This is a genomic window from Haloferula sp. BvORR071 (assembly GCF_000739615.1).
GTDB lineage: Bacteria > Verrucomicrobiota > Verrucomicrobiia > Verrucomicrobiales > Akkermansiaceae > Haloferula.
The window spans coordinates 1-13280 of record NZ_BATP01000023.1 but is presented as its reverse complement, the minus strand read 5'-3'; the positions used below and the strand labels follow the sequence as shown (position 1 = coordinate 13280).

15 protein-coding genes are annotated in these 13280 nt (G+C 61.8%); 9 read left to right on the top strand and 6 right to left on the bottom strand.

What is annotated here, in order from left to right; genetic code table 11:
* Nucleotides 1–12 precede the first annotated feature (12 nt).
* The gene (locus BV071_RS11890; RefSeq protein ID WP_035606997.1) at nucleotides 13–1389 is read right to left on the bottom strand and encodes a class II fumarate hydratase; all 1377 of its coding nucleotides are present in this window, start codon (nucleotides 1387–1389) and stop codon (nucleotides 13–15) included.
* A gap of 206 nt (nucleotides 1390–1595) precedes the next feature.
* Between BV071_RS11890 and BV071_RS11885 the strand changes: the two genes are divergently transcribed.
* Nucleotides 1596–2627 (top strand): fibronectin type III domain-containing protein, encoded by a 1032-nt coding sequence (locus BV071_RS11885; protein ID WP_081885969.1) that lies wholly within the window; start codon nucleotides 1596–1598, stop codon nucleotides 2625–2627.
* A 115-nt stretch (nucleotides 2628–2742) separates the two neighbouring features.
* On the opposite strand, the gene BV071_RS11880 is transcribed toward BV071_RS11885, so the two are convergent.
* Nucleotides 2743–3450 (bottom strand): hypothetical protein, encoded by a 708-nt coding sequence (locus tag BV071_RS11880; protein ID WP_265594355.1) that lies wholly within the window; start codon nucleotides 3448–3450, stop codon nucleotides 2743–2745.
* A gap of 212 nt (nucleotides 3451–3662) precedes the next feature.
* Here BV071_RS11880 and BV071_RS11875 point away from each other — a divergent pair, with 212 nt between their 5' ends.
* A complete protein-coding gene (locus tag BV071_RS11875) occupies nucleotides 3663–4178 on the top strand; it encodes a hypothetical protein (protein ID WP_035606988.1) in 516 nt (171 codons plus the stop codon).
* Here BV071_RS11875 and BV071_RS11870 read toward each other — a convergent pair.
* The 4 genes from BV071_RS11870 to BV071_RS11855 form a co-directional block, all read right to left on the bottom strand.
* Nucleotides 4175–4699: a hypothetical protein gene (locus BV071_RS11870; RefSeq protein WP_265594354.1), complete on the bottom strand. Its 525-nt coding sequence runs from the start codon at nucleotides 4697–4699 to the stop codon at nucleotides 4175–4177. The genes BV071_RS11875 and BV071_RS11870 overlap by 4 nt on opposite strands.
* On the bottom strand, nucleotides 4681–6309 hold the full coding sequence (locus BV071_RS11865) for a fumarate hydratase (protein WP_035606982.1): 1629 nt from the start codon (nucleotides 6307–6309) through the stop codon (nucleotides 4681–4683). The genes BV071_RS11870 and BV071_RS11865 overlap by 19 nt, the downstream gene beginning before the upstream one ends.
* Before the next feature lie 139 nt (nucleotides 6310–6448).
* Nucleotides 6449–7228, bottom strand: coding sequence for a hypothetical protein (locus BV071_RS11860; protein ID WP_035606980.1), 780 nt, complete (start codon nucleotides 7226–7228; stop codon nucleotides 6449–6451).
* Nucleotides 7229–7351: 123 nt separating this feature from the next.
* A complete protein-coding gene (locus tag BV071_RS11855; RefSeq protein WP_035606978.1) occupies nucleotides 7352–7777 on the bottom strand; it encodes a DUF5069 domain-containing protein in 426 nt (141 codons plus the stop codon).
* A gap of 113 nt (nucleotides 7778–7890) precedes the next feature.
* On the opposite strand from BV071_RS11855, the gene BV071_RS11850 reads away from it, so the two are divergent.
* The 7 genes from BV071_RS11850 to BV071_RS11820 all read left to right on the top strand — a co-directional run bounded on the left by BV071_RS11850 (nucleotide 7891) and on the right by BV071_RS11820 (nucleotide 12152).
* The gene (locus tag BV071_RS11850) at nucleotides 7891–8838 is read left to right on the top strand and encodes an N-acetylmuramoyl-L-alanine amidase-like domain-containing protein (protein WP_081885946.1); all 948 of its coding nucleotides are present in this window, start codon (nucleotides 7891–7893) and stop codon (nucleotides 8836–8838) included.
* Nucleotides 8839–8848: 10 nt separating this feature from the next.
* Complete coding sequence (locus BV071_RS11845) at nucleotides 8849–9100, top strand: hypothetical protein (protein ID WP_035606976.1); 252 nt, start codon at nucleotides 8849–8851, stop codon at nucleotides 9098–9100.
* Between the two features lie 10 nt (nucleotides 9101–9110).
* On the top strand, nucleotides 9111–9488 hold the full coding sequence (locus tag BV071_RS11840; protein ID WP_035606973.1) for a VOC family protein: 378 nt from the start codon (nucleotides 9111–9113) through the stop codon (nucleotides 9486–9488).
* Between the two features lie 18 nt (nucleotides 9489–9506).
* Nucleotides 9507–9947: a hypothetical protein gene (locus BV071_RS11835; protein WP_035606970.1), complete on the top strand. Its 441-nt coding sequence runs from the start codon at nucleotides 9507–9509 to the stop codon at nucleotides 9945–9947.
* A 174-nt stretch (nucleotides 9948–10121) separates the two neighbouring features.
* A complete protein-coding gene (gene rpsN / locus BV071_RS11830) occupies nucleotides 10122–10391 on the top strand; it encodes a 30S ribosomal protein S14 (protein WP_035606967.1) in 270 nt (89 codons plus the stop codon).
* Between the two features lie 60 nt (nucleotides 10392–10451).
* Entirely contained in the window at nucleotides 10452–10712 is a 261-nt protein-coding gene (locus BV071_RS11825; protein ID WP_035606964.1) for a zinc ribbon domain-containing protein, read from the top strand.
* 6 nt (nucleotides 10713–10718) lie between these two features.
* Nucleotides 10719–12152: a hemolysin family protein gene (locus BV071_RS11820; protein ID WP_052573204.1), complete on the top strand. Its 1434-nt coding sequence runs from the start codon at nucleotides 10719–10721 to the stop codon at nucleotides 12150–12152.
* Nucleotides 12153–13280: the final 1128 nt, after the last annotated feature.

The window sequence follows — 13280 nt, the reverse complement described above, 5'->3', positions numbered from 1 at the left end:
AGGCGGAGAGCCCTACCCTCCCGCCATCTTCCCTGGATCAAGCGCCGCCTCCAACTGCGCCGCCGTAATCCCCAGCTCCTCCAACCGTTCCGCGCACAATTCCCTAACAGTCTTTCCACTCGCCACCGATTCCTTCGCGATCGCCGCAGCCTTGTCGTAGCCGATCGTCGGCACCAGCGAAGTCACCATCGACAGCGAGTATTCAATCAGCTCCTTGCAGCGCGCCTCGTTCGCCTGGATGCCTTCCACGCATTTCGTCCGCAGCGCCGCGCTGACATTCGCCAGCAGGGAGATCGATTCTAGCAGGCAAGCCGCGAGCAGGGGCATGGATACATTCAGCTCCAGAAAGCCGCCCGCCCCGCACCAGCTCACTGTCGTCTGGTTTCCGGCCACCCGCGCCGCGACCATCGTCACGGATTCGGCAATCACCGGATTGACCTTCCCCGGCATGATCGAGGACCCCGGCTGGGTCGCGGGCAGGCGGATCTCACCGATCCCGCAGCGCGGCCCGGAGCCGAGCAGACGCAGATCACAGGCGATCTTGTGCAGCGCTACCGCAATGGTGGCGAGCTGGCCGTGCGCTTCCACGCAGGCGTCCTTGGCCGATTGCGCCTCAAAGTGGTCCTCCGCTTCCCGGAAGGGGATTCCCGTCCGCTCCGCGAGAGCTGCGATGGTCCGCGCCGCGAATTCCGGGTGGGCATTCAAGCCGGTCCCCACCGCCGTCCCGCCCAACGGCAATTCATGCAGCGCCTTCAGTGCCTTCTGCGCCCGTCCGGCAGACTGGCTGGCCTGCCGGGCCCAGCCGCCAAATTCTTGGCCCAGCCGCACCGGCGTGGCGTCCATCAGGTGGGTGCGGCCGATCTTCAAAATGCCGTGAAACTCGCGTGCCTTTGCCTCCAGTACCACCGCCAGGCTCTCCAGCGCCGGGATCAGCTCTTCCTTGAGCGCCAATGCCGCGGAGAGATGGATCGCTGTGGGGAAGGTGTCGTTTGACGACTGGCCGAGGTTCACATCGTCGTTCGCGTGGACCTTGATCCCTTTCCGGGCACAGAGATGCACGATCACCTCGTTCACGTTCATGTTCGTGGAGGTGCCGGAACCAGTCTGATAGATATCCACCGGGAAATGCCGCTCCAGCCCCCCGGCGGCAATCTCTTCTGCCGCAGCGGCGATCGCCTCCGCCACGGGGCGCTCCAGCAGGCCTAAATCGGCGTTCGTCCGGGCAGCGGCGGCCTTGATCAGGCCGTAGGCATGCAGAAATCGCGGGGGCAGCGGCGTGCCCGAAATCGGGAAATTCTCCACCGCCCGCGCCGTGGATGCCCCATAGAGGACATCCGCCGGGACTTCCATTTCACCCATCGAATCGCGTTCCCTGCGGGTCTCCTGCATGCCCGCAATTTGGCAGCTCCCGCCGCAATTTCACGGCCTGAATTTCCATTTCAAACACCATGCCCGAAAAATCGCAGACACAAATTCGCCTGCCGGTGGTTTTCCCTTCGCACAGATGCCATGACCACACGGGACTTGATGGCCGGGAATTCCGGTCTCAGGTTCCCATTGTCGTCCGACTTAACCACCTCCACTGACCCGAGCACATGCGACTACTTGCCGCTGCCTTTTTGATCCTATCCGCTGCCGTCGCGTCGGCCGTCGCCCCGAATCGGGCTACCGGCCTCACGGCCACGGCCATCGCGAACAAGTCCATTCGCCTTAATTGGGTGGCACCCACCACGGAGGGCGCTCCGGCCGCCGATGGCTACAAGGTCTATCGGGCGACCGCGACGGTGACCACTCCGGTCGAGCTGACGACCACCAAGATCACACAGCTCACCTATACCGACAACTCGACGGACCTGGTGGTCGGCACCAACTACATTTATACCGTGGTCGCCTACAATGGCGCGGATGCCGCCAGTCCTTCGGACCCGGCCACGGCCAGCCCGCTGGATCTTCCAGGTGCTCCAGCCAATTTCCGTGTCACCAACACCGGCTCAACCACCATCACACTGGCTTGGAATCCGGTAAACGTGACCGGCGTCAAATACACCGTCTATCGTGATGACGAGGCGGTGGGTGAGAATCTGACTGTGACCACCTTCACGGACACGGGCTTGGACCTCTCCACGACTTATAGCTACGTGGTCACCTCCACGACCACCGCCGGCGAATCGGCGGATTCCAACACGGTCACGGTCACAACCTTCGGCGATGGCTCGGGCAAGGAAGCGGCATTCGCGAAGCGCTTCCGCCAGATCGATATCGATGCCAATGGCCTGTTGACCTTGGAAGAGTATGTCGCCGGCCACGGCGGCCGCCTCGCCTGGGTGGTGGTGGACCATCGCTTCCTGTACAGCGATACCGATGAATCCGGGGACCTCAATCTCTCCGAGTACGCCAAGGCCCTCGGCGGCCGGAAATACATGTCCCCGAGCAAGGCTCGCCAATTCTACCTCGCCGACCTTGATGCCGACGGCGAACTCGACCCCACCGAGTATCCCCTGATCCGTGGTGCCCGCACCAAGCAGGCGGTCTTGGACAAGTCCTTCGACAAGCTGGACAAGGACGAGTCGGGCGGCATTTCGCCAGAGGAACTGAAGATCCGCAACTACGCTCCACCGACCCAATAAGGTGAGGTTTTCCGGACCCGCGCCGGAAACAGGAGAAACAAATATCAAGGGCTCGCTGGCAACCGCCGGCGAGCCCGTTTCGTTTTTAACCCCGCAGGAGATTGCGGGAAATCGCTCAGCGCCGCAGTGACACCTTGATCGCCTGGCCGTCGAGCTCGAAGCCCTTCAGGGCACCCTTGGTCTTGGCAGCGTTGACCGTGCCAAAGAGGTGGGTGAGCCCCGGCGTTTCCGATCCCGGATAGGTGCTGCCGACGAAGATCCGCAGCTTGCCCTTTGAGCCCGCGATCGCGACGCCCGCGATGGCGAACTCCCCATTGCTGGGCGAGATGCCGAGACCGGAGACATTGAAGACGTGGGGCAGATCGCCCGGTTGAAGCTGATAGATTTCGCTCAGGCGGGTCTTGCCGAGTTGGGCGACGCCAGTCCACGAACCGCTCAGGTCCTGGGTCGTCTTCTCCGGTGTGCCCTTGAAGGTGAAGCTGCCGTTGTCCGCGCTGATCCTCCCGCTGAGGCTCTTTGCCGTGACCTTGCCGCTGATGCTGCCGGTCACGTCCTCGCCATTGATCCGCTCCTCATAGACCGCGCTGAGCAGGCCCTTGTCATCGACTTCCCAAGTGCCGGAGATTGAGAAGACGCCGAAGGACTTTGCGCTCACGCCGTAGGCAGTGAAGTCGTGATCCTCTTCAAAAGTGACATAGCTGATGCCTTGGTCGGCACCAGCAAGGGTGACCTCCCAAGTGCCGACCGGGGAAGGCACAGGGGCAGCCGCCATCGCGGCCATCGGGGCGAGCAGCAACGCTGCCGCAGCTAGCAGGAATTTCATTGTGGGGGAGCTGGGGGGTGAAACAGCAACGCTGAGAATGGCCGGGAGAGATTGGATTTCAAGAACTCGCGGCTTACGCAATCACGTAAGGAGGCGAAGGAGCCTTGTCCGATGGATTGCTTTCCTTGCGGAATTGCCTTTGATGTAGGCTCCTTATGGGGCTTCCCGGTCAATTCCGACCTTGGATCAGGAGACATTGCAAGCGCCTCGTCTTGGCGCTGCTTCTGGTCCTCGCTTGGCGTCTCTGGCCTTGGTTCGGTGCCTTTACCGGCATGAATGTCGCGGGCGCAAATTCCGGGATTCGCCCCGACGCGCCATCTCTTCCTCCTGCCGCGGCACCTGTGGAAATCCGCTCCGGCCTTTCGCGCATGGAGCCCAACGGACTTCGTCTCGCCTTCGAGCTACTCTTTGTTCCCCACGCGGTCCGGCATGGGAACGGCTTCAAGCGTGACGATCCGGCCTTGCCGCCACCAATCGTCGAACAACTCGCAGCGGTTCTAGCAGATCCGGCCACCTACGAATCATGGACTGGTGAGAAGATGTGCGGCGGCTTTCACGGCGATTGGTATCTGCGCTGGGGTGACGGGGCTGATCGGCGGGAGGTGATCGTCTGCATGGGCTGTGGCGAAGCCCTGATCTATCGACCGGAAAGCAGCCTCCGCTGCGACCTGAGCAAAACGGCTGTTGTCCGGATCGAAGCAATCACGGCCACGCTGAAGCTCCCCTAATGCTCGTCTTTCTCCGGCGGGTTCCACTGGATATCCGTGAACGCCGGGTTGGCTTTGAGTTGCGTCTCAAGCACCGCGGTCACCTTTCCGATCATTTCAATCTGCTGTGGGGTGGCGGTGTAACCCATGGTCAGGAAGGTCCACCACGGCCATACCTCCGTGATGCGGATATCGCCCACCCAGCAGTGGTCCCGGTCCTCGTCCATGTAGGGGAAGAAGAACACATCCACCCGTGAGGGGCCTTCGCCGACGGTGAAGCCGCTACCCCACGGTTTGCCGCCGCCAGGTTCGCTGACTTTCATGCCGCTTGTGATCAAGGCGTCGCGGATCGGCCTGAGCAGCTCCTTGGACGTTTCGGTGACGCGCTTCCAGAAGCCGGGCGTGGACCGGGTTCCGGGTTCTGCCATCACGCTCGCGGGGATGTCGAAGATGACCCGCGTGATCATCCTGTCGCCCCGTGCCTGGGGGGCGTTGCCCTCGTCGCCTTGTTCTTCCCCGGCCGTCATACGCAGACCGGGCACTCGTTGATCTTCTTGAAGAAATCGTTGCCCTTGTCATCCACTAGGATGAAGGCCGGGAAGTTCTCCACGCGGATCTTCCACACCGCTTCCATGCCCAGCTCGGGATACTCGACGACTTCCTGGCTCTTGATGTGTTCCTTCGCCAGCAAGGCGGCGGGACCACCGGCGGAGCCCAAGTAGAAACCGCCGTGCGCCTTACAGGCGTCGGTCACGGCCTGCGAGCGGTTCCCCTTCGCAAGCATCACGCGCGAGGCCCCGTGGCTCTGGAATAGATCGACGTAGGAATCCATGCGGCCCGCAGTGGTGGGGCCGAAGGAGCCCGAGGGATATCCCGCCGGCGTCTTGGCAGGGCCCGCATAATACACCGGGTAGTCCTTGAAGTAATCCGGCAAGTCGCCGGTCTCGTCGAGACGCTCCTTGAGCTTCGCGTGCGCGATATCGCGGGCGACGATGATTGTGCCACTCAGCGAAACCGCGGTGGTCACCGGATACTTGCTCAGCGTGGCGAGCGTCTTCTCCATTCCTTGGTCGAGGTCGATTTCCACGCCCTTGAACTTCCAGTCGCGGTACTTCTCCGGGATGAAACGGCCGGGATTTTTCTCCAGCTTCTCGAGGAAGATGCCGTCCTTGGTGATCTTTGCCTTGGCCTGGCGGTCCGCGGAACAGGAGACGCCGATACCCACCGGGCACGAGGCCCCGTGACGCGGCAGGCGCACGACCCGCACATCCAGCGCGAAGTACTTCCCGCCGAACTGCGCGCCGATTCCGATGTTCCGGGCGGCTTCCAACAGCTCCTTCTCCAGCTCGATGTCGCGGAAGGCGCGGCCATGTTCATTGCCGCTGGTTGGCAGCGCATCGTAGTAGCGCGTGGACGCCATCTTCACCGTCTTCAGGCAGGTCTCCGCGGAAGTCCCGCCGATCACAATGGCGAGGTGATAGGGCGGGCAGGCAGCAGTTCCGAGCGAGCGCATCTTCTCGACGCAGAATTCCTTCAGCCGCTTTGGATTCAGCAGTGCCTTGGTCTCCTGATAGAGGAAAGTTTTGTTGGCTGAGCCGCCGCCCTTGCTGACGAAGAGGAATTTGTAGGCATCGCCTTGGGTCGCATAGAGGTCGATCTGGGCGGGCAGGTTGGTCTTGGTGTTGACCTCCTGGTACATGTCCAGCGGTGCGGTTTGCGAGTAGCGCAGGTTCTCCTCTTGGTAGGTCTTGTGGATTCCCTTCGAGAGCCACTCGGCGTCATCACAGCCGGTCCACACCTGCTGGCCCTTCTTCGCCATCACGGTGGCGGTGCCGGTGTCCTGACACGCGGGCAAGATTCCCTTCGCTGCGATCTCCGCATTCTTGAGGAGCATCAGCGCCACCATCCGGTCGTTCTCGGTCGCCTCGGGGTCGTCGAGGATCGCCGCGACCTGTGTGAGGTGGCTCGGCCGGAGAGTGAAATTTATCGCCTTCATCGCCTCGTTCGCCAGCAGCGCCAGCGCCTCCGGCGCGACCTTCAGCATCGGCTTGCCCTCGAATTCCGCGACCGAGACATGCTCGGTGCTGATGCACTCATACTCGGTCTCATCGGCACCGAGCGGGAAAGGATCTTGGTAAACGAAGTCGGGCATGCCGGGGACTCTAGGCAGGCCCCGCCCCGCGTCCAGCCCGGGACGAGCGAAGCTCCACGGCTCTTCCCCCAAACAGGAAATCCCCGCCACTCCGGAGAGCGGACGGGGACCTCGGAGGAAAAATCGAGTCGTAGAATCGTTAGCCGCGGCGACGGCGGAAGACCGTCAGCAGGCCCAGAACTCCGAGCAGTGCCGCGGAGGGCTCCGGCACCTGCGTCAGCCACAGCCGGTCCTGTTCGGCCGGGGACACCGGATTCACGTAGTAGTAGCCGATCCCGCCGATATCGCTCCAAGTGCCGCCGCGGATTGCTGTCAGGAAGTCCTCGGCATTCGCCCGGCCGATCTCCCCGCGCGGATTCGGCGGTGCCGCGGGAATCGTCTCTACGCCGAAGCTGCCGGCGATCGGCCCGTCCGTATTGATCGAGATTTGTCCGGACTGCTCGTGGACGATTTCCCACAGCGCGATCTGCATCCCTGCCGCGTAGCCGACCACCTCGTTGAAATCTCCGGCCAGCGCTCCGGTGTTTTCGCCCCAGTCGCCGCCGTTGGCGATGATGTAGGCGTTCAATAGCTCAACGAAAGTCGGCAGCGAATTGGACATGAGCGCCCGGATCTCGCTCTCTTGGGTGCTGCTCAGGCTGCCGAAGCCCGAGCTCATGTTGTAGTCATTGAGCTCCCCGTTGCCGTTCAGGAAGTCCGCGCAGAAGTCGAAAACATAGCCAGACTCATGGAAGGGCATGTTTAGCAGGTTCAGCCCGGCGAGCTGCGGCTGATGGACCGGTTCCGGATTACTGTCGTAGATGAAAGGGATGTCCTCCGCGTAGAAGGAGTTTTCCGGAATGATCTGGCTGGAGGCCGGGGCCACGCAGGCGATCAGAGCCAGCGCCGCCAAGGTGGGGCAGAGCAGGGGGTGCTTCATGGGTGATGTCGGGGAGTGATGGGGGCGTTTTTCAGCCACCAGCAAGGGTTGCGCATCGATTGTTAATAAATCCTAAATAAATGCACAAGTGCCATCTCCCCCGGGTAGGTCTGCCTACCGGGCTCACATCCGCCCTTCGTCGGCGTCGATGTAGTCGAAGAAAGTCAGGATATCCGCGCGCTCCGCGAAGCCGGACTCCGCCTTGCGCTGGATCAGCTTCTCCGCCAAGTCGTCGCGGAAGCCGCGGGTGCGAATGTAGGAGTGCCACCAAGCGACCTCGCACGCTGGCCGGGAGATCCCGTTCTCCCGCGCCCAGGCGAGGGCCTCCAGATCGCTCTTTCCGGCGCGCACCTGATCCGCCAAACCGGCGTAGTCCACCCCGAGGAATTGGCAGGTCCACAGGTCGCAGCCTCTGCCCAGGTTTCCGTGATACTGGGGATGCAACTTGCCGGCGGCCTGCAGGCGCACCTTGTGGCAGAGTCGCGGGAAATAGGGCAGGCCTTCGATCTCGTCGCGCGGGCTGCGGGGTGTCTCGTAGGAGTCGCTCATGGCTGGCCGAAGCGTGAGGGATGAGCAGTCGCTGCGGCAAGCTTGTCACCGTGATATCCAGTCCCCGGCGGAATGCTCCTTTGCTTTTTGAGCGGAATGTTTAAGATAGCCCGATGAAATTTCTAGTGCCCTTGGCCGCCCTAGCCATGGCGATCCTCCCTGCTGCCGCGCAGCACACGGTGACGCCGCCTTGCCCGCTCCGCTTGCCGCTTTCCACCGTCTTCAAGGGCGAGGCGAAGTTCAAGCAACTGGTCCAGCAGGCCGAGAAGGAGAACTGGCGCCAGCTTCCGATAGGCCAGCGCACGATCCGCGTGGCACGGGCCATGGTCGGCACTCCCTACGTAAACTACACGCTGGAGGTGGATGACCGGATCGAAAACCCGGTGGTGAATTTCGCCGGCATGGACTGCTGGACCTACTACGAGAACGCCTTGGCCTTCGCCCGCATGTTACGCTACAAGCCGGGCCCTTACACCCCGCAGGACATGCTCCACATGATTGAGGTGGAGCGCTATCGGGGTGGACGCTGCACCGGAGGCTATCTCAGCCGCATGCACCACTTGGAGGAGGTCTTCTCTGACAACCAGCGGCGCGGCTTCGCCACCAATATCACCCCGCGCCTGCCGGGGGCTCAGCGTCTGTACCGCGAGATCCACGAGATGACGGTCCAGTGGAAGAGCTACCGCTACCTGCGCAGCAATCCGAACTTGCTGCCGGAGATGGGCCGCATCGAGGCCGCCGTGTCGCGCTTGCCGGTCTACCACGTCCCGAAGAGCCAAGTCCGCAACATTGAGAAGTACCTGCAGGACGGCGACGTCTGCGCAATCACCGCCAACGACAACAGCAGCTATACCTCGCACGTCGGCATGATCACCAAGATCAACGGCCGAGCCGTCTTCACCCACGCCACCTCCGACCGCGACAAGGGCCGCATGACCATCATCGACTGCCCGATCACGGACTACCTCTATCAAGGCTCGAAGCACGCGGGGATCGTGATCCTGCGCCCGAATGACCTGCCGCCGTCCAAGTTCTGGACCGCGCCGGTGGCGGAGAGGTGAGAATCTAGAAATGAAACCCTTGGAGTCAGCGCCACTTCAGCGGTTTTTGGAGGCTGAACTCTCTGCTGGAAACTGCGTCGTGGACGGCGGTGCTCTTGAATGGGGGAAGCTCAGGCGTTTGGTCATTCTTGCCGGGCCCTTTGTCAGCAGGGCTTGGGAGAGGGAGGCCATTCTGATTTTCCGGGAAATCAACGATCCCCATTATTGGAAAGCCGAAGTCGAGGATTCCAGCACGGGAGAGGTGGTAGCTTGCAGATTCTAGAGCCCCAGCCATGCAGACAAAAGGCTCCGCCACCACCTTTCATGTCGCCCATGTCGAGGCCGCGCTGGCCTACTACACCGGTGTTCTCGGCTTTTCGGAGCGCTTCCGCTTCGGCGACTACGCCGGTGTTGAGCATGGGGAGGTGCAAATCCATCTCTCCGGGCCGAAGTCCACGAACAAGCGACAGGTGGGGCAGGGGAGCATCTACATCTTCTGCGGCGACGTGGACGGCTATTACGCCGAGATCATCGGAAGAGGCGCTAGACCCCAAGCCCCGCCGAAGGACTACGAGTACGGGATGCGCGACTTCGTGGTCGAGGATCCGGACGGGAATTTGGTCGGCTTCGGGCAAGAGAGCAGTAGAGAACCCAAGGCCGACGGGCCTTGATCCGCATCCCTTCTCCCCATGGTTTCACCACTGACTGAGGACCTCTGGAGTGTGCTGCACGACGGGGGATTGGAGACGATCACCGGCTCGGTCCCCGGAGACTTGCGGCTGGGTATTTGCATTCTGTATATGCGGAAGTTCTTTGAAGACCCGGGGGATCTCATTGTCGTCACCCTCCACGACTGTAGCGGGTTCTCCTTCAAAAATTGGGACGCGGAGGTGGCGGAGACTGACTTGGCGGCAATCGTGGCTTTGGAGCTGGATATCCTGCGGGGCACCTCACCAACCGATTTCGCGTGCCTGATCCCGCTGCCTGTCGAAAGCTCGCAAGGAGGGGTTATTTCGCTGGCTGCCCGAGGTTTCTCCCTGGCGCTTGACGGTGGGCGAGCTATTGAGCTGGCGGATCTGTTTGCCGCGGCGACGACCTATTGGAATGCGTTCGGGAATCGCGGTTCCTAGGCCTGCTTTGAGGCGGGATGCCGTGGTTCTGCTTGAAGTTGGCCTTCGCCCGGTCCCCGGCTCGGTCGCGGCCGATTCCAGTGCCAAAAGGCGGCAATCTGCCGCCTCCGAGGAAAAATCCCAAGTTTGGGCTTGCACGGCCCTGCTGATGGGATATTCACCGCGCCCCGAATTATGGCAAAGAAGAGCTGGATCGCCCGCAACGAGCGCAAGGCGCGCACCGTCGCCAAATACTCCGATATCCGTCACAAGCTGAAGGCTGAGAAGGATTACATCGGCCTGACGATGCTGCCGCGTGACGCCAGCCCGACGCGCCTTGTGAACCGCTGCGAGTTCACCGGCCGCCGCCGCGCTTTCATCCGCCGCTTCCGTCTCTCCCGTATCAGCTTCCGCGAGCTCGCCTCGCACGGCATGATCCCGGGCGTGACGAAGTCGAGCTGGTAACGGCACGCCGTCCGCTACGGTTGACGAAAGGCGGAAACCGCCCGACCTTTCGTCCCATCGATGCCTATCTACGAATACCTTTCCGAGACCCCGGAAGACCCGGAGCGATCTTGCCGCGTTTGCCGCAAGGGCTTCGAGTTGCATCGGCCGCTCGACCGCCCGGCGCTGGAAAAGTGCCCGCTTTGCCGGCACCCCGTGCGCAAGGTGATTTCGAAGGTGAATACCCCGCGCATCGCCAAGCCGCTCTCCGTGAGCGACGCGAAGGCTGCGGGGTTCACGATCCTTGAAAAGCGGGATCAGGGAGTTTACGAGAAACTCTGATTCGGGATGAACTTCCTTCTTCCCGATCACCTGTTGCTTGCCGCCACGGAGCTGCGCACGGAGTTTCCTTCCGCCGGGGAGACCATGCTCTACTTGGCGGGCATCGTCTTCTTCCTGCTTCTGAATGCCTTCTTCGTGGCTTCGGAGTTCGCGATCGTAAAGGTCCGCCCCAGCCAGCTTGAGGCCGAGGGCAAGGAAAGTGGCCATCGCAGGACCAAGACGGCGCTCCACGTCGTCAGCCATCTCGATGGCTACCTCTCCGCGAACCAGCTCGGCATCACCATCGCCTCGCTGGCCCTCGGTTTCCTCGGGGAGCCTTTCGTGGAGGCTCTCGTTTCGCCTGCGCTCTACAAAATCGGCGTGCCGGTGACGGTCGATGTCTGGGGCAAGGTGCTCAAGCCGATCTCGACGATCTCCTTCCTGCTGGCGATCGCTTCCTTCACCTTCCTGCACGTGGTGATCGGCGAGTTGCTGCCGAAGTCGATCGCGATCCGCAAGGCGGTGGCCGCAACCCTGATACTGGCTGGGCCGCTGCATGTCTTCTACAAGACTTTCAACTGGGCGATCCGGGTGCTGAACGGCACTGCGAACTGGATTCTCAAGAACGTCTTCCGCATCGATCCGGTCGCTGAGGGCGAGCACATCCATTCCTCCGATGAGCTGGCGCTGTTGGTAGCGGAAAGCGAGCGCGCCCAGGAGGTGACTGAAACCGAGCGCGAAATCCTGATCAATGCGCTCGGGTTGAACGAACTCTGGGTCCGCGACGTGATGACCCCGCGCCAGGACGTGATCGTCCTGAATGCCGACGAGCCTTTCGACAAGGCCCTGGAAGTCGCCCGCCGCAGCAAGCATACCCGCTTCCCGCTGGTGAAGGATGGTCACCTCGACCACGCGATCGGTCTGATTCACATCAAGGACATCCTCAAGCTGATCGGCTCTCCCGATCCCGACCTGATGCGGATCAAGCGCGAGCTGAAGATGGTCCCGGACACCATGCCGCTGGACAAGCTGCTCAAGTTTTTCCTGAAAGAACGCGCCCACCTGGCCATGGCCGTCGATGAATTCGGCACACCGGTCGGCATTGTCTTCCTCGACAACGTGATCGAGGAGTTGGTCGGCGACATTCAGGATGAGTTCGACAACGAGCGCCCGGAGTCGAACTGGATCAACGAAAACGAATTCGTGGTCGAAGGCGCGATGACCCTCAACGATCTCGCCAGCATGGACGAGGAGTTGGAGATCGAGAGCGGCGAGGTGACCACCGTTGGTGGCTACATCACCCAGCAGCTCGGCCGCTTCCCGGAAATCGGCGAGAGCATGGAGATCAACGGCTGGGAGGCCAAGGTCACCAGCACCGATGGCCGCCGCGTCGGCCAAGTCCACTTCCGCCGCCTCGAGCCCGCCGTCGCCAAGGTCGAGGGCGAGGAAGCCGAAGTGTAAGACTACACCTGCCCGCTTTTGGGGTGCGCGCGAGGATCGCCGTTTTGGGAGTGCCTCCGGGCTTCGAAGCGCCGCTGGACAAGTGCTTGGCAAGTTCACTGCTACCTTGTCCCCGCGCGAGCCAAGCGCCTTCGCATCGCGCGCGGCCCTGTGGAGGGCGGATACTCCTCTCCGCCCACAAGCGGAAACGCCCTGTCCATTCCAGCGTCTCCGGGAAACCGAAGGCCCACCCCCAAAAAAGAAAGACCCGAGGTGCAGCTCCTCCGTGTGGCGAACCACACCTGCACCCCGGGATTTAACTTCTCCTGGAAGACTGTGTTCCTTGCCTGCTGGCCTTGCGCCTGCGCTCTCGGAACTGGTGATACTTAAGCACGGATTCTCGCGCTTGTCGCGTTAAGGACTGTTAAGCGGAGTGACCTGTTAGATGTCGCGATCGCGTACAAGAAAAACCCGGAGTGCAGCTCCTCCGTGCGGCGAACCACACCTGCACCCCGGGATTTAACTTCTCCTGGAAGACTGTGTTCCCTGCCTGCCGGCCTTGCGGCCTGCGCTCTCGGAACTGGTGATACTAAAGCACGGATTCGGCCGCTTGTCGCGTTAAGGACTGTTAAGCGGAGTTGACCTGGTAGATGCCGCGATCGCGTAAATGAAAAGCCCGGAGTGCAGCTCCTCCGTGCGGCGAACCGCACCTGCACTCCGGGATTTCACTTCTACTGGAAAACTGGCTTTCCTCGTGTGCTGGCTCGCGGCCCGCGCTCTTGGAACTGGCGGCACTTGATCACGGATTCACCCGCTTGTCGTGTTAAGGACTGTTAAGCGCGATGGCCTGTTGGAGGGCCTCCGATCCTACAAAGAAAAACCCGGAGTGCAGCTCCTCCGTGTGGCGAACCACACCTGCACTCCGGGATTTAACTTCTCCTGGAAAACTGTCTTTCCTCGTGCGCTGGCCTCGCGGCCTGCGCTCTCGGAACTGGTGATACTAAAGCACGGATTCGGCTGCTTGTCGTGTTAAGGACTGTTAAGCGGAATTGACCTGTTAGATGCCGCGATCGCGTACAAGAAAAACCCGGAGTGCAGCTCCTCCGTGTGGCGAACCACACCTGCACCCCGGGAATTAACTTCTCCTGG

What these genes read in the sequence shown, in the direction of transcription:
- BV071_RS11860 (WP_035606980.1), bottom strand. Translation starts at nt 7,228, where the DNA reads ATGAAGCACCCCCTGCTCTGCCCCACCTTGGCGGCGCTGGCTCTGATC.
- BV071_RS11845 (WP_035606976.1), top strand. Translation starts at nt 8,849, where the DNA reads ATGAAACCCTTGGAGTCAGCGCCACTTCAGCGGTTTTTGGAGGCTGAA.
- BV071_RS11855 (WP_035606978.1), bottom strand. Translation starts at nt 7,777, where the DNA reads ATGAGCGACTCCTACGAGACACCCCGCAGCCCGCGCGACGAGATCGAA.
- BV071_RS11880 (WP_265594355.1), bottom strand. Translation starts at nt 3,450, where the DNA reads ATGAAATTCCTGCTAGCTGCGGCAGCGTTGCTGCTCGCCCCGATGGCC.
- BV071_RS11840 (WP_035606973.1), top strand. Translation starts at nt 9,111, where the DNA reads ATGCAGACAAAAGGCTCCGCCACCACCTTTCATGTCGCCCATGTCGAG.
- BV071_RS11890 (WP_035606997.1), bottom strand. Translation starts at nt 1,389, where the DNA reads ATGCAGGAGACCCGCAGGGAACGCGATTCGATGGGTGAAATGGAAGTC.
- BV071_RS11825 (WP_035606964.1), top strand. Translation starts at nt 10,452, where the DNA reads ATGCCTATCTACGAATACCTTTCCGAGACCCCGGAAGACCCGGAGCGA.
- BV071_RS11835 (WP_035606970.1), top strand. Translation starts at nt 9,507, where the DNA reads ATGGTTTCACCACTGACTGAGGACCTCTGGAGTGTGCTGCACGACGGG.
- BV071_RS11885 (WP_081885969.1), top strand. Translation starts at nt 1,596, where the DNA reads ATGCGACTACTTGCCGCTGCCTTTTTGATCCTATCCGCTGCCGTCGCG.
- rpsN (WP_035606967.1), top strand. Translation starts at nt 10,122, where the DNA reads ATGGCAAAGAAGAGCTGGATCGCCCGCAACGAGCGCAAGGCGCGCACC.
- BV071_RS11865 (WP_035606982.1), bottom strand. Translation starts at nt 6,309, where the DNA reads ATGCCCGACTTCGTTTACCAAGATCCTTTCCCGCTCGGTGCCGATGAG.
- BV071_RS11850 (WP_081885946.1), top strand. Translation starts at nt 7,891, where the DNA reads ATGAAATTTCTAGTGCCCTTGGCCGCCCTAGCCATGGCGATCCTCCCT.
- BV071_RS11820 (WP_052573204.1), top strand. Translation starts at nt 10,719, where the DNA reads ATGAACTTCCTTCTTCCCGATCACCTGTTGCTTGCCGCCACGGAGCTG.